The organism is Sphingobium sp. EP60837 (assembly GCF_001658005.1).
In the GTDB taxonomy this organism is placed as follows: Bacteria; Pseudomonadota; Alphaproteobacteria; order Sphingomonadales; family Sphingomonadaceae; genus Sphingobium; species Sphingobium tyrosinilyticum.
This window is the reverse complement of record NZ_CP015986.1, coordinates 2,349,451-2,366,727: the sequence shown is the minus strand read 5'-3', so window position 1 is coordinate 2,366,727 and position 17,277 is coordinate 2,349,451. Positions and strand designations below refer to the sequence as shown.

General features: G+C 63.9%; 19 protein-coding genes. 11 read left to right on the top strand and 8 right to left on the bottom strand.

Going from position 1 to position 17,277, the window contains the following annotated elements; all coding sequences use genetic code 11:
* Positions 1–318: 318 nt before the first annotated feature.
* Positions 319–759, bottom strand: coding sequence for a host attachment family protein (locus EP837_RS11530; protein ID WP_066527666.1), 441 nt, complete (start codon positions 757–759; stop codon positions 319–321).
* 92 nt (positions 760–851) lie between these two features.
* On the opposite strand from EP837_RS11530, the gene serS reads away from it, so the two are divergent.
* The 4 genes from serS (at position 852) to rimO (ending at position 5,520) form a co-directional block, all read left to right on the top strand.
* The gene (gene serS / locus EP837_RS11525) at positions 852–2,129 is read left to right on the top strand and encodes a serine--tRNA ligase (RefSeq protein ID WP_066527663.1); all 1,278 of its coding nucleotides are present in this window, start codon (positions 852–854) and stop codon (positions 2,127–2,129) included.
* 121 nt (positions 2,130–2,250) lie between these two features.
* Positions 2,251–3,015: a 5'/3'-nucleotidase SurE gene (gene surE, locus EP837_RS11520; protein ID WP_066527661.1), complete on the top strand. Its 765-nt coding sequence runs from the start codon at positions 2,251–2,253 to the stop codon at positions 3,013–3,015.
* A gap of 19 nt (positions 3,016–3,034) precedes the next feature.
* Positions 3,035–4,093, top strand: coding sequence for a potassium channel family protein (locus EP837_RS11515; RefSeq protein ID WP_066527659.1), 1,059 nt, complete (start codon positions 3,035–3,037; stop codon positions 4,091–4,093).
* Positions 4,094–4,131: 38 nt separating this feature from the next.
* On the top strand, positions 4,132–5,520 hold the full coding sequence (rimO, locus tag EP837_RS11510; RefSeq protein ID WP_197486273.1) for a 30S ribosomal protein S12 methylthiotransferase RimO: 1,389 nt from the start codon (positions 4,132–4,134) through the stop codon (positions 5,518–5,520).
* Here rimO and EP837_RS11505 read toward each other — a convergent pair.
* Both EP837_RS11505 and EP837_RS11500 read right to left on the bottom strand, forming a co-directional pair.
* A complete protein-coding gene (locus EP837_RS11505) occupies positions 5,493–6,341 on the bottom strand; it encodes a DUF4163 domain-containing protein (RefSeq protein WP_066527656.1) in 849 nt (282 codons plus the stop codon). The genes rimO and EP837_RS11505 overlap by 28 nt on opposite strands.
* Positions 6,341–6,541, bottom strand: coding sequence for a hypothetical protein (locus EP837_RS11500; RefSeq protein WP_066529293.1), 201 nt, complete (start codon positions 6,539–6,541; stop codon positions 6,341–6,343). The genes EP837_RS11505 and EP837_RS11500 overlap by 1 nt, the downstream gene beginning before the upstream one ends.
* 140 nt (positions 6,542–6,681) lie before the next feature.
* On the opposite strand from EP837_RS11500, the gene EP837_RS11495 reads away from it, so the two are divergent.
* The 4 genes from EP837_RS11495 to argC all read left to right on the top strand — a co-directional run bounded on the left by EP837_RS11495 (position 6,682) and on the right by argC (position 10,358).
* Positions 6,682–8,079: a leucyl aminopeptidase family protein gene (locus EP837_RS11495; RefSeq protein ID WP_066527655.1), complete on the top strand. Its 1,398-nt coding sequence runs from the start codon at positions 6,682–6,684 to the stop codon at positions 8,077–8,079.
* Between the two features lie 62 nt (positions 8,080–8,141).
* Entirely contained in the window at positions 8,142–8,549 is a 408-nt protein-coding gene (locus tag EP837_RS11490) for a MarR family winged helix-turn-helix transcriptional regulator (protein ID WP_066527653.1), read from the top strand.
* Positions 8,509–9,417 (top strand): C40 family peptidase, encoded by a 909-nt coding sequence (locus EP837_RS11485; RefSeq protein WP_066527651.1) that lies wholly within the window; start codon positions 8,509–8,511, stop codon positions 9,415–9,417. The genes EP837_RS11490 and EP837_RS11485 overlap by 41 nt, the downstream gene beginning before the upstream one ends.
* Complete coding sequence (gene argC, locus EP837_RS11480) at positions 9,414–10,358, top strand: N-acetyl-gamma-glutamyl-phosphate reductase (RefSeq protein WP_066527650.1); 945 nt, start codon at positions 9,414–9,416, stop codon at positions 10,356–10,358. Before EP837_RS11485 ends, argC begins: the two co-directional genes overlap by 4 nt.
* 146 nt (positions 10,359–10,504) lie before the next feature.
* On the opposite strand, the gene EP837_RS11475 is transcribed toward argC, so the two are convergent.
* Positions 10,505–10,714 (bottom strand): hypothetical protein, encoded by a 210-nt coding sequence (locus EP837_RS11475; RefSeq protein WP_197486272.1) that lies wholly within the window; start codon positions 10,712–10,714, stop codon positions 10,505–10,507.
* Positions 10,715–10,937: 223 nt separating this feature from the next.
* On the opposite strand from EP837_RS11475, the gene EP837_RS21335 reads away from it, so the two are divergent.
* Both EP837_RS21335 and EP837_RS11470 read left to right on the top strand, forming a co-directional pair.
* Entirely contained in the window at positions 10,938–11,111 is a 174-nt protein-coding gene (locus EP837_RS21335; RefSeq protein ID WP_197486271.1) for a hypothetical protein, read from the top strand.
* Positions 11,112–11,153: 42 nt separating this feature from the next.
* The gene (locus EP837_RS11470; RefSeq protein ID WP_066527648.1) at positions 11,154–12,482 is read left to right on the top strand and encodes a PQQ-dependent sugar dehydrogenase; all 1,329 of its coding nucleotides are present in this window, start codon (positions 11,154–11,156) and stop codon (positions 12,480–12,482) included.
* Positions 12,483–12,496: 14 nt separating this feature from the next.
* On the opposite strand, the gene EP837_RS11465 is transcribed toward EP837_RS11470, so the two are convergent.
* Positions 12,497–13,315 (bottom strand): ATP-binding protein, encoded by an 819-nt coding sequence (locus EP837_RS11465; RefSeq protein WP_066527645.1) that lies wholly within the window; start codon positions 13,313–13,315, stop codon positions 12,497–12,499.
* A gap of 109 nt (positions 13,316–13,424) precedes the next feature.
* Between EP837_RS11465 and EP837_RS11460 the strand changes: the two genes are divergently transcribed.
* The gene (locus EP837_RS11460) at positions 13,425–14,381 is read left to right on the top strand and encodes an L-threonylcarbamoyladenylate synthase (protein WP_066527644.1); all 957 of its coding nucleotides are present in this window, start codon (positions 13,425–13,427) and stop codon (positions 14,379–14,381) included.
* A 27-nt stretch (positions 14,382–14,408) separates the two neighbouring features.
* On the opposite strand, the gene EP837_RS11455 is transcribed toward EP837_RS11460, so the two are convergent.
* From EP837_RS11455 to EP837_RS11445, 3 genes are all read right to left on the bottom strand, one after another.
* On the bottom strand, positions 14,409–14,675 hold the full coding sequence (locus tag EP837_RS11455) for a hypothetical protein (protein ID WP_066527642.1): 267 nt from the start codon (positions 14,673–14,675) through the stop codon (positions 14,409–14,411).
* 158 nt (positions 14,676–14,833) lie between these two features.
* Positions 14,834–15,367: a peptide-methionine (S)-S-oxide reductase MsrA gene (gene msrA, locus EP837_RS11450; protein ID WP_066527640.1), complete on the bottom strand. Its 534-nt coding sequence runs from the start codon at positions 15,365–15,367 to the stop codon at positions 14,834–14,836.
* A 43-nt stretch (positions 15,368–15,410) separates the two neighbouring features.
* Positions 15,411–17,117, bottom strand: coding sequence for a long-chain-fatty-acid--CoA ligase (locus tag EP837_RS11445; protein ID WP_066527636.1), 1,707 nt, complete (start codon positions 17,115–17,117; stop codon positions 15,411–15,413).
* Between the last annotated feature and the right edge of the window lie 160 nt (positions 17,118–17,277).

Genomic DNA, 17,277 nt, shown 5'->3' with positions numbered 1-17,277 from the left:
CGTCTTCCAGTTCCTCGTCGAGCAGTTCGTCGTCCAGTTCTTCCAGCAGCTCGGGGGGTTCGAGCAGCAGCGGCGGGACCGACGTGCCCGCCCCGCCGATGGTGTTGCTGTTTGGCGCAGGGGCCGTGGCGCTGCTGGCGCGGCGGCGGTTTGCGGAACGGAAGGCTAAGGGAGCCTAAGGGAAGCGAGCGATTTTGCCTCCCACGAAGTAGTTTTAGAATGCCGGAGCGGGCAGATCGACCGACTGACACGGTCGATTAAGGGGGAGAAGGGCGGCTCGTAGGGGCCGCCCTTTTCGATTCAGCCTGTTGGAACCCCTCAACTCTGAGCAATGATCTTTTCGATCTCCGGAACCGGGTGATTGGCCAAGTCCTTGGCGATTTCGCCGACCAGGCGGCTTTGCACTTCCTTGTGATAATGTTTGCGCATCTCGCCCAGCGCTGCTGGCGGCGCGACGACGATCAGTTTTTCAAATTCATTGGACAAGGCGCGGCGTTTCAGCAGTTCGGCAGCTTCGGCGGCGAAGCGTGTTTCCTCCAGTTCATGAAAGTCGGTCTGCTCCATGGCGCTCCGGCTACTGCCCACCGAATTGATCGAGCGGCCGGGGGCGTCGGATGCCTGATCCCGATCATAGGGATTGTCTTGCAGCTTCACCGTCTCGGCTTCCAGATTTGGGGCCATTCGGTCGCCCTTGTTCCTGAAGAACAGCATTTTGCGCCCGTCAGCCACCAGTACCATCGCATCATGATCGATCCACATCACCCGGTTCCTTTCCTGACAACTTGCAAGGACAAACGGTCGGGAGCGCGCAGGGTTGCGCGGTTCGGCGCGGAACGGCATAGGGCTGACCCATGCATGACATTCGTTTCATCCGCGAAAATCCCGCAGCTTTCGACGCCGGTTTGGCACGGCGGGGGCTTGGTGCTTCCAGCACGGAGATATTGGCGCTGGATGAGCGAAGCCGCGCGATCAAGACGGAATTGCAGCAAGGTCAGGCACGCCGCAACGAGGCGAGCAAAGCCATCGGTGCGGCCATGGCCGCCAAGGATATGGAGAAGGCCGAGGCGCTGAAGGCGGAAGTCGCGGCGCTTAAGGAAAGCATGCCCGCGCGGGAGAATGAGGATCGGGAGCTGGGTGAGCGCTTGCATGCCCTGCTGGCGGCCATTCCCAACCTGCCCGCCGACGATGTGCCCGAGGGCGAGGATGAAGCGGCCAATGTCGAAGTGAGCCGTTGGGGCGAGCCGCGGCAGTTCAGCTTCACGCCGCAGGATCATGCGGATTTCGGGCCAGTGCTGGGGATGGATTTCGAGGGCGGAGCATCCTTGTCCGGCGCGCGCTTCACGGCGCTGCGCGGACAGATGGCGCGGCTGCACCGGGCATTGGCGCAATATATGCTGGATCGCCAGTCAGGCGAGAATGGCTATGAGGAAGTGAACCCGCCCCTGCTGGTGCGCGACGAGGCGCTGTTCGGCACCGGGCAGCTTCCCAAATTCGCCGAAGATCTGTTCCGCACCACCGATGGTCGCTGGCTGATCCCCACGGCTGAAGTGAGCCTGACCAATCTGGTGCGCGAGCAGATTGTCGCCGTCGAAAGCCTGCCGCTGCGCTTTACGGCACTGACGCCCTGTTTCCGGTCGGAAGCAGGATCGGCGGGACGCGATACGCGCGGTTTCATCCGCCAGCATCAGTTCGAAAAGGTGGAACTGGTCGCGATCTGCAAGCCGGAAGAGTCCGAGGCCGAGCATGAGCGCATGTGCGCGGCGGCCGAAGGCGTGCTTCAGGCGCTGGGCCTGCCCTATCGCAAGATGCTGCTGTGCACCGGCGACATGGGTTTCGGCGCGCGCAAGACCTGGGACCTGGAGGTCTGGCTGCCGAGCCAGCAGACATATCGCGAGATCAGCTCCGTTTCCAACTGCGGCGACTTCCAGGCGCGGCGGATGAATGCGCGCTACAAACCCGAAGGCGAGAAGCAAACGCGCTTCCTGCATACGCTGAACGGGTCGGGGCTGGCCGTGGGGCGCACGCTGGTGGCGGTGCTGGAAAATTACCAGCAGGAAGACGGCAGCGTGATCGTGCCTGAGGTGCTGGCGCCTTACATGGGCGGGATTACGAAGCTGGAGCCGCGGTAAGCGCCTCTTACCTCTCGTCACCCCAGCGGAAGCTGGGGTCTGCGGGGCGGTGGCGCGTCCTCTCATAAGATCCCAGCTTTCGCTGGGATGACGTTACATTTGTTACGGATGTTGAGAAATTATGCGTATCCTGCTCACCAATGATGATGGCGTCCATGCGCCCGGCCTTCAGGTGTTGGAGGAGATTGCGCGGACGCTGTCGGACGATATCTGGATCGTCGCGCCCGCCGAGGAGCAATCCGGCGCAGGGCATAGCCTGACGCTCACCCGGCCGCTGCGTATCCGGCAGCATGGCGAGAAACATTATAGCGTCACCGGCACGCCGACCGATGCGGTGATGATGGCGGTCGGGCATCTGATGAAGGACGCCAAGCCCGACCTTATCCTTTCCGGCGTGAACCGGGGCGCCAATCTGGCCGAGGATGTCACCTATTCGGGCACCGTCGCCGCCGCAATGGAGGGCGCAATTTCCGGCATCAAGTCGATCGCGCTCAGCCAGGTCTATGCGCGCGAGGGGATGGGCGACGCGGTGCCCTTCGCCGCCGCCCGCGCATGGGGCGAAAAGGTGCTGCGGCCGTTGGTAGCCATGCCTGCCAGCCCTCGGCTGCTGTTCAACGTCAATTTCCCCGCGATCGAGGCCGAGGCGGTTAAAGGCATCCGTGTGGTGCGGCAGGGATTTCATGATGTGGACCGCACGCAGATCGTCGAGGGAACCGATCCACGCGGTTACCGCTATTACTGGTTCGGATTGGGAAGCAGTTCCGCCGTGCCGGAGGGCAGCGATCTGGCCGCCATTGCAGAGGGGTATGTGACGGTGACGCCGCTTCATTATGACCTGACGCAGGATAGTGCGATGGCCGCAACCGCGCGGCTGTTCGAGGAGTGACGAGGTTCCGGCACGCACGATGAGGATCAACCCCGCCCGCCTGCCCCTAGCCCAAACCGGCTTTTTGCGGCGGCGATCGTCGATGCCGATCTGGGCCGATCTGGCGTGGCGTGTGGCGCTGGTTTTCAGCCTCATCGCGCTGGTGCTGGCGCTGCACTGGTTCGGGCGCGAGGGGCTGAAGGATAATCTGGATAACCAGATCAGCTTCGTTGACGTCCTGTATTTCACGACCGTCACGGTCACGACGGTTGGCTATGGCGATATCGTGCCGGTCAGCCCGGAAGCGCGGCTGTTCGAAGCGCTGCTGGTGACGCCGATCCGGCTGTTTGTCTGGCTGATCTTCCTCGGGACGGCCTATAACCTCTTTTTCCGCAACATCTTTTACAGGTGGCGCATGGCTCGCATTCAGGCCGATCTGCATAATCACATCATCGTCACCGGCTTTGGCACCAGCGGCAGCGAGGCGGTGCAGGAACTGCTGGCGCGCGGCGTTGATCCGCGCGAGATCGTGGTGGTCGATCCGCAGGAAAAGCCGCTGGTGGCGGCGGAGGATCTGGGCTGCAACGTGATGTGCGGCGATTCGACGCGGGACAAGACGCTGAAGGATGTGGCGATCGATCGGGCGCGTACGCTGATCGTATCGGCGGGGCGGGACGATACGTCGATCCTGATCACGCTGACGGCGCGGCATCTGGCGCCCCGCCTGCCGATCAGCATAGTGGTGCGTAACGAGGATAATGAACTGCCCGCGCGGCAGGCGGGGGCGACAACGGTGATCAATCCGGTGAGCTTTGCCGGGCTGCTGCTGGCGGGGAGCACGAGCGGGCCGCATATCGCGGACTATATGGCGGATCTGGCGGCCTCCGGCGGGCCGGTGAAGCTGCAGGAGCGGCCGGTGCAGGCGGAGGAGATTGGCGGGCCGTTATCAGCGATCAGCACAGGGCTGGGCGTGCGCGTCTATCGCGGCGATCAGGCCATCGGCTCCTGGGAGGCGGGCGCGCAGAGGCTGGAGCCGGGCGACCTTATCATCGAGATCGTTCAAGGGGATATGCGCGGCGGAGTACGCGATTCCGCCTGATCTTCACGCCCCACGTGACATTTGGCGCAAAAAACCCTATGTGCGCGCCGATCATGGCAACCAAAATTCCCGAACCGCCCAAGGTCGGCATGGTGTCCCTGGGCTGTCCCAAGGCGCTGGTCGATAGCGAACGCATCCTGACCAAGCTGCGGTCTGACGGCTATCAAATGTCCGCCGACTATGCCGGCGCGGACGTCGTGCTGGTGAATACCTGCGGCTTCCTCGATTCGGCGAAGGAAGAATCGCTTGAGGCGATCGGCGAGGCGATTGCGGAAAATGGCCGCGTCATCGTCACCGGCTGCATGGGCAATGAAGCGGAGATGATCCGCCAGAAATTCCCGCAGGTGCTGGCCGTCACGGGCGCGCATCAGTATGAGCAGGTGGTGAATGCGGTGCATGAAGCGTCGCCGCCGGTGCCCAACGCCTTTGTCGATCTGGTCCCCGAGGGGGGCCTTAAGCTGACGCCGCGGCATTACAGCTATCTCAAGATTTCCGAGGGCTGCAATCATCGCTGCTCTTTCTGCATCATTCCTTCGATCCGCGGCGATCTGGTGTCGCGGCGGGTGGATGCGGTGCTGCGGGAAGCGGAGAAGCTGGTTGCCGCGGGCACGAAGGAATTGCTGGTCATCAGCCAGGATACTTCGGCCTATGGCGTGGATATCCGGCATGAGGCGCGCAGCTGGAAGGGGCGCGAGGTGCGCGCGCATATGACGGACCTGGCGCGCGAACTAGGGCAGCTGCGCACGGCCGAGGGGCCTCCGCCTTGGGTGCGGCTGCACTATGTCTATCCCTATCCGCATGTGGACCAGGTGATCCCGCTGATGGCGGAGGGGCTGTTGACGCCCTATCTCGACATTCCGTTCCAACACGCCTCGCCCAATGTGCTCAAAGCCATGAAGCGGCCCGCCAATGAGGCGAAGGTGCTGGATCGCATCCGTAAGTGGCGCGACATCTGCCCGGACATCGCAATCCGCTCGTCCTTCGTCGTGGGCTTTCCCGGCGAGACGGAGGCGGATTTCCAATATCTGCTCGACTGGCTGGACGAGGCGCAACTGGATCGCGTCGGGGCGTTCCGCTTCGAACCGGTGGAGGGCGCGCCAGCCAACGACCTGCCGGGCGCGGTGCCCGAAGAGGTGAAGGAAGAGAGATACCAGCGGATCATGGAGAAGACCGCAGCGATCAGCGCGGCGAAGCTCAGCGCCAAGGTCGGGCGCGTGCTGCCGGTCATCCTGGACGAGGTTGGCGAGGCTGACGAGGACGGTTCGATCGGCGCGACGGCGCGGAGCCAGGCGGATGCGCCGGAGATCGACGGCAATGTGTTCCTGCGCGATGTTGGCGAAGGGCGGAAGGCTGGCGATATCTTCGACGTATTGATCGAAGATGCAGATGAGCATGACCTTTATGGGGTGCCGGTAAACGCGTCCTGATATTCGGTCCTGATCGCCTTGCGCATGGCCGCGTCCACAGGCAGCGGCACTTCATAGCTGCCCTCCGAATAAGGTCCGGCGTCATAGGGGCCGATCACCACCTTGATGGCGTCGATCAGCTTTCCGTCGCTGGAGACGGGGACCAGAACTTCCTTCATCGGATCAACGCATTGGGTGAAGGGATCATCACCGCGCAAGACGGGGCCGCCGCGTTTTTTCGCCCGCGCCTTGTCCAACGCGTCGCAGAAACGGTCGTGGATGGCGGCGGCGAACGCGTCGGGTGAGGTCATGACGGCTCGGATGCTCGTCTCACGCTTGCGCGCCTTGTCCCAAAGCAGCGTGTCATAACCGGTCATGCCATGTGCGCCACCGGTATAGGTGTAGCGGCTGGATTGGAGCGAGAGGAAGCGCGGCGTGTCAGCCGCTACGGTCCAGCGAGTTTCCAGGCTGTGCGCGTGGAATGGAAAGCCGGACTGCTGCGCCGACTTGCGGTCCTGCGCGGCCATCTTCAGCGCGTCTGCTTTCCCCGTTTCCATATCCTCGCGAAATTTGGCGTCGATCGGGGGCACCGCGGCAGCCTGTGCAGGCCAGGCGTAGAGAAATTCCAGCAGGCCGGTCTTTTCAGATTGTTGAAACGGCTTGGCGGGCGGCGCGGGTAGCTCCTCACCTGCCATCCGGTTGACGAAGTTGGCCGTCGCAACATCATTGCCGCTGTCGCCCGCGCTGGACGCCGTCTCATCATTGGGAGATGGCGAACAGGCACCAAGAAGCAGGGCCAACCCGAGGAGCGGCCCCGCTTTCCCCCGATGGCGCCGCAGCATCAATGCGGCTTGGCCGCCAGACAGCGCTCGCTGATCGCCTTGCGGGTATAGCTGCTCTGCAGCGCGGCGGCGGCATTAGCCCAGCCTTCCGCGACCAACGCCTGTTCGACCGCGTGCGCGCCGTCAAAGCGGCCAGTTTCCGCCAATTGATAGGCACGCGCACGAAGGGCCTGGAGCCGTGCATCATCACCGTGCATCATCATGTCTCTCCTTCTTATTGCTTGGCCTCAAGTCTAGGCCCGTTGTCCGCGCCGTGCAAATGCGGCGGGGGCGGACCGAGACAGCGGCTCGACGAAAATGGGGCTTTCCAACCTTGCCGTCCTTGTCCAGACTCCCGGTCATGACCAATTATGCCGACCTGCTGAAAGCAGACAACAATCAGCCCGCCCATATGATCCAGATCATCGATGCAGAGGGCTTCGAAAGCTGGCTCGCCGGACAGCCTGAGCGCGTGCGCGCCATCGCCGCCGCGCAGAAATTCAGCGGCAAGGGATATGAGCATGCGATCATTCCGGGCGAGGGGGCGGCAGATTGGTCGGTTGTCGCGGGCGTGGCCAACAGCAAGAAGCTGAGCAGCTGGTGCCTTGCCAAGGTGGCGGAGGTTCTGCCCGAAGGCCAGTATCGTCTGACGGACGCAAATCCGGGCGCGGCGATGCTGGGGTGGCTGACCGCGCAATATCGTTTCGATCGCTATCGCCGCGATGAAAATCCGGTGGGCCCGCGCGTGCTGCTGACCGGAGAGATTGCGCAGATCGAACCTGCCGTTCGGCTGGCCGAGGCCGTGGCGCTGGTCCGCGATCTGGTCAATGTTCCCGCAGGTGACATGGGTCCAGCGGAGCTGGAAGCGGAGGCGGCGAAGCTGGCGAAGGAGTTCGGCGCGAAGCTGACCGTGACGAAGGGCGATCCGCTGGAGCAGGGTTTTCCGATGATCCATGCGGTCGGGCGGGCAGCGGACAAGGCGTTTGCGCCGCGTCTGATCGAACTGCATTGGGGCGACCCCAGCCATCCGCGCCTGGCGGTGATCGGCAAGGGCATCTGTTTCGACAGCGGCGGGCTGGACATCAAACCGTCCTCCGCCATGCGCCTGATGAAGAAGGACATGGGCGGCGCGGCCCATGCGCTGGCGCTGGGGCGATTGATCATGGGCGCGCGCCTGCCGGTGAGCCTGCACCTGCTGATCCCGGCGGCGGAGAATGCCGTGGGCGGCAACGCCTTCCGGCCGGGCGACATATTGCGCAGCCGCAAGGGGCTGTCGGTGGAGATCGGCAATACCGATGCGGAAGGGCGGCTGGTGCTGGCCGACGCGCTGACGCGGGCGGGAGAGGAGCAGCCCGAACTGGTCATCGACTATGCGACGCTGACCGGCGCGGCGCGGGTCGCGGTGGGGCCGGACCTCCCTGCCCTCTTCACCAATGACGATGAGCTTGCGCGGGAGATGGATGCAGCGGGCAGCGAGGTCGATGACCCCTCCTGGCGCCTGCCGCTCTGGGACGGCTATGCCGAGATGCTGAAGTCGGACGTCGCCGACATCAACAACGCGGGCGAAGGCGGCTTTGCAGGGGCGATCACCGCCGCGCTGTTCCTGAAGCGCTTCGCGCCGGAACAGGCGAAGTGGATCCACCTCGATACGTTCGCCTGGCGGCCATCGCCGCGGCCCGGCCGGCCGAAGGGCGGCGAAGCGTTGGGACTCCGGGCGGTTTTCCACCTCTTGCACCAACGTTATAGTAAAACAGTATAGAAATGATCCTGTAGAGTGAGGCCGTTACGCAACCGGATTGGCCATTGTGCGTTACGGGGGGCATGGATGCCGCCTCTGCACAGGATCAGACCGCTGAGCTGAACCGCCCAGGTTTGAAGCCACTTACCCAATGGATGCGTACGCTGGTCGATTATGTGCGATCCGGCAGGCCCGACCTTACCAACCGTCAAATGGCCCTGATGATGACCGTGTACATCATGTCGGGGCCGCATACGGTGCGGGGACTCGCCGAAGCCCTGCACGTGTCGAAGCCGGTCATCACCCGCGCGCTGAACAAGTTGTCGGCGCTCGGTTACCTGCGGCGAGAGCGCGATGCAGCCGATCGGCGCAATATTTTCATCACCCGGACCCCCAAGGGGGCGGAATTCCTTGACGCCTTTCACCATTTCATCGCAGGAACCGGCCGCGATGAACGCCATGATTACTCCTCCGCGGAACACACCGCCTGAACGCATCCGGTTCAAACTGGACGGCCGCTCTGTGAAGCTCGACAGCCGCGTCCATGCCGCGCGTGGCGACCTGGCGGACCTGTCGCTGGCAGGCGTCCTGTTTTCAGCGCATTATGCACGCGCGGTGGAGCTGACCTGCGTTGCGGCGGGTACGCCGTTGCTGTCTTCCCCCGCGATCACCGCCACGGCCGTCAGCGAATTGCTGCGGGGCGAAAGCTTCCATGCGCTTGACGTGACGACCGACTGGGCATGGGGCTTTTGCGGCCATGACGGTTATGTCGGCTATGTCCGGCGCGAGGCGCTGGACGTCCATGAGGAAACGAACCACCGGGTTTTCGCCGGCACGGCCCCCTTGTTCAGCGCGCCCGACATCAAATCGTCGGTGCGGGATTACTGGCCGGGCGGCGCACTGTTTACCGGCGAAGCGCAGGGCAGCTTCATTGCCTGCGCCGAGGGCTATGTGCATGAACGGCATGCGGTGCACACCGACGCGCTGGAGAGCGATTGGGTCGCTGTGGCGTTGCGCTACCTCGGCCAGCCTTATGTCTGGGGTGGACGGGGTCATCGGGGCATCGATTGTTCGGGCCTGGTGCAGGTGGCGCTCGGCCAATGCGGGATCAAGGCGCCGCGCGACACCGACCTGCAGCGCGAAGGCATCGGCAATGCCCTGGCCTCCGACGAGCCGCTGCAGCGGGGCGACTTCGTCTTCTTTCCCGGCCATGTCGGCATCATGACCGATGGCGACAATATATTGCATGCGAACGCCCATTGGATGGCGGTGGTCATCGAACCCCTGGCCGATGTCGTAGCCCGGCTGGCGAGCGACCATGCGGAGCCCATCATTTCGCGGCGGAGGATCGGCGCGTGACCCACAAGATATTCATCGATGGCGGCGTCGGCACGACGGGCCTTGAGATTGGCGAGCGGCTGGCGGGACGGCCCGAACTGTCCTTCATCACGCTAGACGAAGACAAGCGGAAGGATGCGGGCGCGCGGCGGGAGGCGCTGAACGCTGCCGACATCGTCATCCTGTGCCTGCCTGACGATGCCGCGCGGGAGGCCGTGGCGCTGATCGACAATGATCGGACGCGGGTGATCGACGCATCCACCGCGCACCGGGTGGCGGAAGGCTGGACCTATGGCTTCGCCGAGCTGGAGCCTGGTCATCGGGAAAAGCTCGCCAATGCGCGCTTCGTATCCAATCCGGGCTGCTGGCCGACCGGATTTCTGGCGCTGGTGCGGCCGCTGGTGCTGGCTGGCCTGCTGCCTGCGGACTGGCCTGTCACCGTGTCCGGCGCGTCGGGCTACTCGGGCGGCGGCAAGTCGATGATCGCCGAGTTCGAGGGCGCAGATGGCGCGCCGAGCGCTTTCCGGCCCTATGGGCTCAGCCTGACGCACAAGCATATTCCAGAGATGCAGCGTTATTCAGGGCTGGCGCATCCCCCGATCTTTGCGCCTGCAGTGGCCAATGCCTATCGCGGTATGATCGTCGAAGTGCCGCTGCAGCTCCGCGCCATGGCGGGTGCGCCCAAGGTTGCCGATGTCCATGCGGCCTTGGCGGAAGCCTATGCCGGATCGCCGGTCGTCAGCGTCGCATCGCTGGAAGACAGCGCTGCAATGGGCCAAGTCGCGCTCGAACATGTCGGCGCGACGGACCGGCTGGCGCTGTTCGTGTTCGGTAATGAGTCGGCTGGCCAGGTGCGGCTGGTGGCGGCGCTCGATAATCTTGGCAAAGGCGCGGCGGGCGCGGCGGTGCAGAACCTCAACATATTGGCTGGGTTGCCGGAGACGGCTGGGCTGCGGCTTTAAAACATCCCAACCGCCGTTCGCTCCGAGCCTGCGGGCTTCGACAAGTTCAGCCCGAACGGAAGTAAGGGTGATTTCAATTCAGGGGCACCTGACTCGCCACCCTCGACTTCGCTCGAAGCGAATGCAGGTGGGTTTATGTGGCCACTTCAGTGAACCGTGCCGAGCGCCGCGTCATGGGTCAGCAGCACGATAAGCCGCTCGATCTGCCGCCAGTGGCAGAAATGGATATAGTTGCCCAGGTCGCGGCTGCGGTCTGCGCGGGCGGCGGCTTCATAGCCTGCATTGTCGCCGAACGCAGCGATCAGTTCCGCCGCATCCTCATAGCTCCGCCGATCCGACAGATATGGCAACTGCATTGATGACCCCCCGATAATTCCCGGACCCCGATAGGATCCAGGGTTCAAGCCTCGTGCCATTTCCATGCTTTAACGCACAGCCGCAGCTTTCGAGGGTGAATGATGCATTAGCCAAGTCCCGATGCGGCACAGATGTCCAAAGGCGGGACTGCGCGCGTCCCGGAATGACGCAGGCGGGAAAGCCACTGGCATTGCCGCACCTGTCGTGGCAAGGGCTCGCACGATGACCAACGGCAAGAAGAATCCGACCGGCGCGGGCGCCATCATCGCCCTTCTCATCCTGGCGGGCGCGATCCTGGGCGGCATGCTGGGCCAGCCGAGTGCAGGGCTGCTGGGCGGCGCGGCGCTCGGCGGCGTGATCGCGCTGCTGCTCTGGCTGCGCGAACGGGGGCATTAGCGCGCCTTGCCGCGCGGTTCATCGCAGCATAGACAGGGCGGCATGAAGAAGCATCTGATCGCCATCACCCTCATCATCCTGGTCCTGGTCGCGGGCGTGATTTTCTATTTCGCGCAAGGGGATAAGGCGCAGCTGGCGGTAGGCGCGGACACGGGCAAGGAGCCCGTCTTCACCGCACCACGCAGCGAACTGATCCCGACCATGAATGTCGCCGACGTGAAAGGCTGGGCAGCCGGTGAGAAGCCGGTGGCGGCGAAGGGGCTGAGCGTTGCCCGCTTTGCCGAGGGGCTTTCCCATCCCCGATCGCTGCTGGCGCTGCCCAATGGCGACATATTGGTGGCCGAGACGAACAGCCCACCCCGGCCGAGCGGCGGGATCGTCAACCGGATCATGACCCACCTGATGGACAAGGCGGGCGCAGGCGTGCCTTCGGCCAACCGGATCACGCTGCTGCGCGACGCCGATGGCGATGGACGAGCCGAAGTGAAGACGGCGTTTCTGACGGGGCTCCATTCGCCCTATGGCATGGCGCTGGTCGGCGACACGCTCTACATCGCGAATACCGACGCGCTGATGGCTTTCCCCTACAAGGCGGGCGAAACGCGGATCACCGCCAAGGGCCGCAAGATCCTGAACCTGCCCGCCAACGCGCCGAACATGCACTGGACCAAGAGCCTGGCGGCGAGCCCCGAGGGGCTGCTCTATGTCGGCGTGGGCTCCAACAGCAATATCGGCGAAAATGGCCTGGACGGTGAGGCCAATCGCGCCGCCGTGCTGGAGGTCAATCCGAAAACCGGCGGCTATCGCATCTATGCTTCGGGACTGCGCAATCCGGTGGGGCTAGCGTTCGAGCCGAAGAGCGGCGCACTGTGGGGCGTCGTCAATGAGCGCGACATGCTGGGCGGCGACCTGGTGCCCGACTATCTGACGCGGGTGGAGTTCGGGGCCTTCTATGGCTGGCCGTGGAATTATTGGGGCGGTTATGAGGATCGCCGCGTCCAGCCGCAGCGGCCGGAAGTGCGCGAATATACCAAGCGGCCCGACTATGCGCTGGGCAATCATGTGGCGCCGCTGGGGCTGGCCTTCGCCGACAAGGTGAAGATCGGCGGCACGTTGGCGAACGGCGCCTTTGTGGGGCTGCACGGCAGCTGGAACCGCAAGCCTGCGGCGGGTTACAAGGTCGTGTTCGTGCCCTTCGCCGCCAATGGCGAAGTGGGCAAGGCAAAGCCGGTCGATGTGCTGAGCGGCTTCCTGAACGCCGATGGCGATGCGCATGGGCGGCCGGTCGACGTCGCCGCAGACGCCAAGGGTGCGCTGCTGGTCAGCGACGATGTGGGCAATGTGATCTGGCGGGTGACCGGCGCGCGGTAATTAGCGACCAGCGATCAGACGGAGATGCCGTTGCGGCCCGCCAATTCGACAACATATTGCCAGGCGACGCGACCCGAACGGCTGCCGCGCTGGGTCGCCCATTGGATCGCCTCCAGCGGGTCGAAGCTGAGGCCGAGGCTCGCTGCATAGCCGCTCACGATTTCGACATAAGCCTGCTGATCGATCGCGTGGAAGCCAAGGCTGAGGCCGAAGCGGTCGGACAGCGCCATCTTGTCGTCGATCACGTCACGCGGATTGACGGGGTCGTCCTGCTCCGACAGGTGACGCGGAACGATGTGGCGGCGATTGGACGTCACATAGAGGCGGACGTTGGCGGGGCGCGCAGCGGTGCCGCCCTGCAGCAGCGAGCGTAGCGCGCGAGCGTCGCCCACGCCGCTTTCATCGAAGCCCAGGTCATCGAGGAAAAGGATGAAGGGCCGCGGCGTCGAGCGCAGGAGGGAGAAGAGCCGCGGCAGGCTGGCCAACTCATCGATCGCGCATTGCAGCAGGGCAATATCGGCGCCCTCGCGCTGGAGCCGGTCGATCACAGCAGCTACCACTGCCGACTTGCCGGTTCCCCGGGCGCCCCACAGCAGCGCGTCATGCGCGGCGTGGCCAGCAGCATGGCGGCGGGTGTTTTCCAGCAGCGTCGCCTTCTGCGCGTCGATGCCGGCCAGCAGTTCATAATTTACCGGATCGAATGCCTCGACCGCCTGTATCGCCGTGCCGTCCCAGACATAGGCGGGCGCAGCGGCAAGGTCAGCGGAAGGGGCGAGCGGCGGCGCAATCCGTTCGAGCGCTTCAGCGATGCGGCTCAAGACATTGTCGTTCATGCGCCGGGCTTAGCCCCCCTGCCCCACCTCGGCAAGCTGCCCGGCCCTGTCATTCTTCTGTAGTAATGGACTTTTACTCTCCGGCGGCAAAGCATATACCGCTGGGGCCGTGACCATCCCAAATCCTGTCTTTTCAACCCGGATCTGCCCTTATGGCGCAGAGGCGCTACGTGAGGCCGCACTGCTGATCCGCGCGGGCGAGCCGGTCGCCGTACCGACCGAAACCGTCTATGGCCTCGCGGCCGACGCCACGGATTCCAGCGCGGTCGCGGCCATCTACAGCGCCAAGGGACGGCCCAGCTTCAATCCGCTGATCGTTCATGTGTCCGACAAGGACATGGCCGAGCGGTTGGCGGTATTTTCGCCCGTTGCCGACAAACTGGCCGCGCGTTTCTGGCCGGGCGCACTGACGATGGTCCTGCCCGTGCGGGAAAGGAGCGGCCTGTCGCCGCTGGTAATGGCGGGTTTGCCCACGGTCGCCATACGGCTGCCCGCCCACCCTGCCATGCGGGCGCTGATCCGGGAGAGCGGACGGCCGCTTGCCGCACCGTCAGCCAATCGCAGCGGGGCGATCAGCCCGACGCGGGCGGAACATGTGCTGGCCAGCTTGAACGGCAAGGTGCGGCTGATCCTGGACGAGGGACCGACCAGCGAAGGGCTGGAATCAACCATCGCTGCGCCCGAGGACGACCGCATCCGGCTGCTGCGGCCAGGGCCGGTGACGGCGGCGATGCTGGAGCAGGCGACGGGCTTGCCGGTGATTACCGCGATGGCCGACGCGAAGATCGAAGCGCCGGGGCAACTGGAAAGCCATTATGCGCCGTCCAAGCCGGTGCGGCTGAACGCGTTGCGGGCGGAGAAGGATGAATATCTGATCGGCTTTGGGTTGATGCCCTGCAATATGAATTTGAGTCCCGACGCCGACGTGCAGGAAGCGGCGGCGAATTTATTCGCAGCGCTGCACATCGCTGACGCGAGCGCGGCTTCGCATATCGCAGTTGCGCCGATACCCGATGTGGGGATCGGGATTGCGATCAATGATCGATTGCGCCGGGCCGCGGCTTAGCGACTGGCCGACCGCTGCCGGGCCACTTCAGTCGCAATCCTCATAGCCAGCCCGGCGGCATTCGCGGCGGCGTTGTTGTTCGGCTTTCTTGCGTTCCCGGCCTTCTCGGGCCTCCTGCTCACGCATGCGACGGCCATAATTGCGGTCGGCCTCGTCCTGACTGGTGGTGGCCCAATCGGCGGCCTGCGCTCCGGCGCGAACCGGCATGGTCGCCACGTCGAGGGCGGTCTTTGCTATACAACCGGGAAGCATGATCATTGCCCCCGTCGCGGCCAATATCGCGAAAATACGCATGGAAAGTCCCCTGTGCTGTCCTGTCGGCATGGCATAGGCAAGATTAACCTCGGCCTAAGCAGCGGCAGCTATGCGACGTTCAGTTTCGCTCCTTTGCAGAAGCCCTGCATGGGCCCTTCGAAAGGCTCGAGGTGAACGGAGGCAGGCGCGCAAATGCCTTAGCTTTCGATCCGCTCCGCAAAGCCCTTGCGCAGTTTGGCGAGCTTGGGTGGGATGACCGCCATGCAATAGGGATTCCGATCCCCAACCCGCTCCCAATATTTCTGGTGATAGTCCTCGGCCGGATACCAGGGCGCGTCGGGTTCGATCGTTGTGACGATCGGGTTGCCATGATCCGCCTGCGCGCGGGCGATGGCGGTTTGCGCCTCCGCCTCCTGCTCCGGCGAATGAGGGAAGATGGCGGAACGATATTGGGTGCCGACATCATTACCCTGCCGGTTGAGCGTCGTCGGGTCATGCGTCGCGAAAAAGATGTCGAGCAGATCGCCGTAGGAGATCACTTGCGGATCATAAGCGATGCGGATCGCTTCGGCGTGACCAGTGGCGCCCGAACACACCTGTTCATAGGTCGGATCGGGCAATTGCCCGCCGATATAGCCGCTTTCGACCGACTGGACGCCTTTCAGATTTTGATAGACTGCTTCGGTACACCAGAAGCAGCCGCCTGCCAGCGTCGCGATCTCTTCGGCCATGTGCCTGTTCCTTATCCTGTCGGGGGCCAAGAGATAGGAGCGATCAGGCGGCCGTTCCAGTCTGCCCTTGATTGCTTTCCGCCTTGGCGCGCTCTTCGGCGACCAGTTCCTTGCGCGACAGCTTGCCGACAAGGGTTTTGGGCAGGTTCAGGCGAACCTCCAGGGCGCAGACTTTTTCATGCTTGCCAAGTTGCGGATTGAGCCACGCCTTCAGTCCTTCGCCGTCGATCTCGGCCCCCTCCTGGAGCGTAACGAAAGCCTTGGGGCATTCGCCGCGGTAGGCGTCCGGGATGCCGATGACGAGCGCTTCCTTGACGGCGGGGTGGTGGTAGAGAACCTCCTCCACCTGGCTCGGAAACACCTTGAAGCCGCCGACCGCGATCATGTCCTTCAAACGATCGACGATCTTCACATAGCCATCTTCGTCGATCAGGCCGACATCGCCCGTGCGCAGCCAGCCGTCGATGAACACTTCCTTGTCGGCGTCGGGCCGTTGCCAATAGCCCTTCATGATCTGCGGCCCTGCAAAGACCAGTTCGCCGGGCTCTCCGGGCGGAGGTGGGCGGGTCGGGTCTTCGCGATCGACCAGCTTCACATGCGTGCCGGGAATGGGCTGGCCCACCGTACCGGGCTTGTTCAATCCCTCATAGGGGTTGGAACACACCACCGGGCTACTTTCGGTGAGGCCATAGCCTTCGCACAGCTTGGCTCCGGTTGCGGCCTCGAACCGCTGTTTCAGTTCCAGCGGCAGGGGCGCACCGCCCGAAATGCAGAGGCGCAGGGATGAGAAGTCGATATTGGGCGTCGCCGGATGATCAAGCAGCGCCTGATACATGGTCGGCACGCCCGGCATGGAGCTGGGCTTGGTCCGCTGGATGGCGGCCAGCACCTGGACGGCCTCGAAGCGGGGCAGCATCACCATCTCCCCGCCGCTCAGAACGGTCCGATTGAGAACGCAGGTGTTGGCGAAGACGTGGAAGAAGGGCAGCACCGCGATGATGCGGTCGGCGGCTTCGGGATGCGGATCGATCAGACGGACCTGCCGGGCATTGGCGGTCAGGTTCTGATGCGTGAGCATCGCGCCCTTGGGACGGCCGGTGGTGCCGCCGGTATATTGCAACAGCGCGACGTCATCGACAGGGTCGATCGTGACCGGCGCGGGGTCATCGCCATGGCGTAACAGGTCGGCATAGTTGCTGATGCGGGTGTCATGCGGCAACGGCGCGGTTTCGCTGCGCTTGAAGATGCGGAAAAGGACCGACTTGGCTGGCGGCAGCGCTTCGGCGACGCAGCCGACGATCAACCGTTCGAGGCTGCTATTATCCAGCACCTCCAGCGCGGTCGGGAGTAGCGCCTTGGCGGAGAGCGTGAACAGGATCTTCGTCCCGCTATCCTCGACCTGATGTTCCAGTTCGGCGGCGGTGTAGAGTGGCGAGAAGTTGACGACCGTCGCCCCGGCCATCATCGCTCCGTAATAGGCGGCGACATAATGGGGGACGTTGGGAAGATAGAGGCCGACGCGATCGCCCTTTTGCACGCCCATATCCTGCAGGCCCTTCGCGACCCGGCGGATGATGTTGAGCATGTCGCCATAGCTGGTCTTGCGGCCGAGGAAGTCGATCATCACCGCGTCGGGCTTTGCCGTCGCGCTATTCACGACCATGTCCACCATCGACATGGGAGGAAAGGACTGATCCCAGGGCGCGGGATGATTATAGCGGTCCTGCCAGACCTTCTCGCTGCTCTCCATTGCTGAAGGTGTAAGTGAGGCGCCTGCTTTACGCAAGCGTAAAGCAGGGCTGGCGGGCGGCTGCTATGATGACGACGTCATCCTGACCTCGGGAGTGCAGGCCCCTGACCCCCGTTCGTTTCGAAGGTAATGATACACCTCGAGGATCCGTCCGCTCCAG

What these genes read in the sequence shown, in the direction of transcription:
- EP837_RS11470 (WP_066527648.1), top strand. Translation starts at nt 11,154, where the DNA reads ATGAAGAAGCATCTGATCGCCATCACCCTCATCATCCTGGTCCTGGTC.
- EP837_RS11500 (WP_066529293.1), bottom strand. Translation starts at nt 6,541, where the DNA reads ATGATGCACGGTGATGATGCACGGCTCCAGGCCCTTCGTGCGCGTGCC.
- EP837_RS11485 (WP_066527651.1), top strand. Translation starts at nt 8,509, where the DNA reads ATGAACGCCATGATTACTCCTCCGCGGAACACACCGCCTGAACGCATC.
- EP837_RS11475 (WP_197486272.1), bottom strand. Translation starts at nt 10,714, where the DNA reads ATGCAGTTGCCATATCTGTCGGATCGGCGGAGCTATGAGGATGCGGCG.
- serS (WP_066527663.1), top strand. Translation starts at nt 852, where the DNA reads ATGCATGACATTCGTTTCATCCGCGAAAATCCCGCAGCTTTCGACGCC.
- EP837_RS11445 (WP_066527636.1), bottom strand. Translation starts at nt 17,117, where the DNA reads ATGGAGAGCAGCGAGAAGGTCTGGCAGGACCGCTATAATCATCCCGCG.
- EP837_RS11505 (WP_066527656.1), bottom strand. Translation starts at nt 6,341, where the DNA reads ATGCTGCGGCGCCATCGGGGGAAAGCGGGGCCGCTCCTCGGGTTGGCC.
- surE (WP_066527661.1), top strand. Translation starts at nt 2,251, where the DNA reads ATGCGTATCCTGCTCACCAATGATGATGGCGTCCATGCGCCCGGCCTT.
- EP837_RS11530 (WP_066527666.1), bottom strand. Translation starts at nt 759, where the DNA reads ATGTGGATCGATCATGATGCGATGGTACTGGTGGCTGACGGGCGCAAA.
- EP837_RS21335 (WP_197486271.1), top strand. Translation starts at nt 10,938, where the DNA reads ATGACCAACGGCAAGAAGAATCCGACCGGCGCGGGCGCCATCATCGCC.
- EP837_RS11465 (WP_066527645.1), bottom strand. Translation starts at nt 13,315, where the DNA reads ATGAACGACAATGTCTTGAGCCGCATCGCTGAAGCGCTCGAACGGATT.
- rimO (WP_197486273.1), top strand. Translation starts at nt 4,132, where the DNA reads ATGTGCGCGCCGATCATGGCAACCAAAATTCCCGAACCGCCCAAGGTC.
- msrA (WP_066527640.1), bottom strand. Translation starts at nt 15,367, where the DNA reads ATGGCCGAAGAGATCGCGACGCTGGCAGGCGGCTGCTTCTGGTGTACC.
- EP837_RS11455 (WP_066527642.1), bottom strand. Translation starts at nt 14,675, where the DNA reads ATGCGTATTTTCGCGATATTGGCCGCGACGGGGGCAATGATCATGCTT.
- EP837_RS11495 (WP_066527655.1), top strand. Translation starts at nt 6,682, where the DNA reads ATGACCAATTATGCCGACCTGCTGAAAGCAGACAACAATCAGCCCGCC.
- EP837_RS11490 (WP_066527653.1), top strand. Translation starts at nt 8,142, where the DNA reads ATGGATGCCGCCTCTGCACAGGATCAGACCGCTGAGCTGAACCGCCCA.
- EP837_RS11515 (WP_066527659.1), top strand. Translation starts at nt 3,035, where the DNA reads ATGAGGATCAACCCCGCCCGCCTGCCCCTAGCCCAAACCGGCTTTTTG.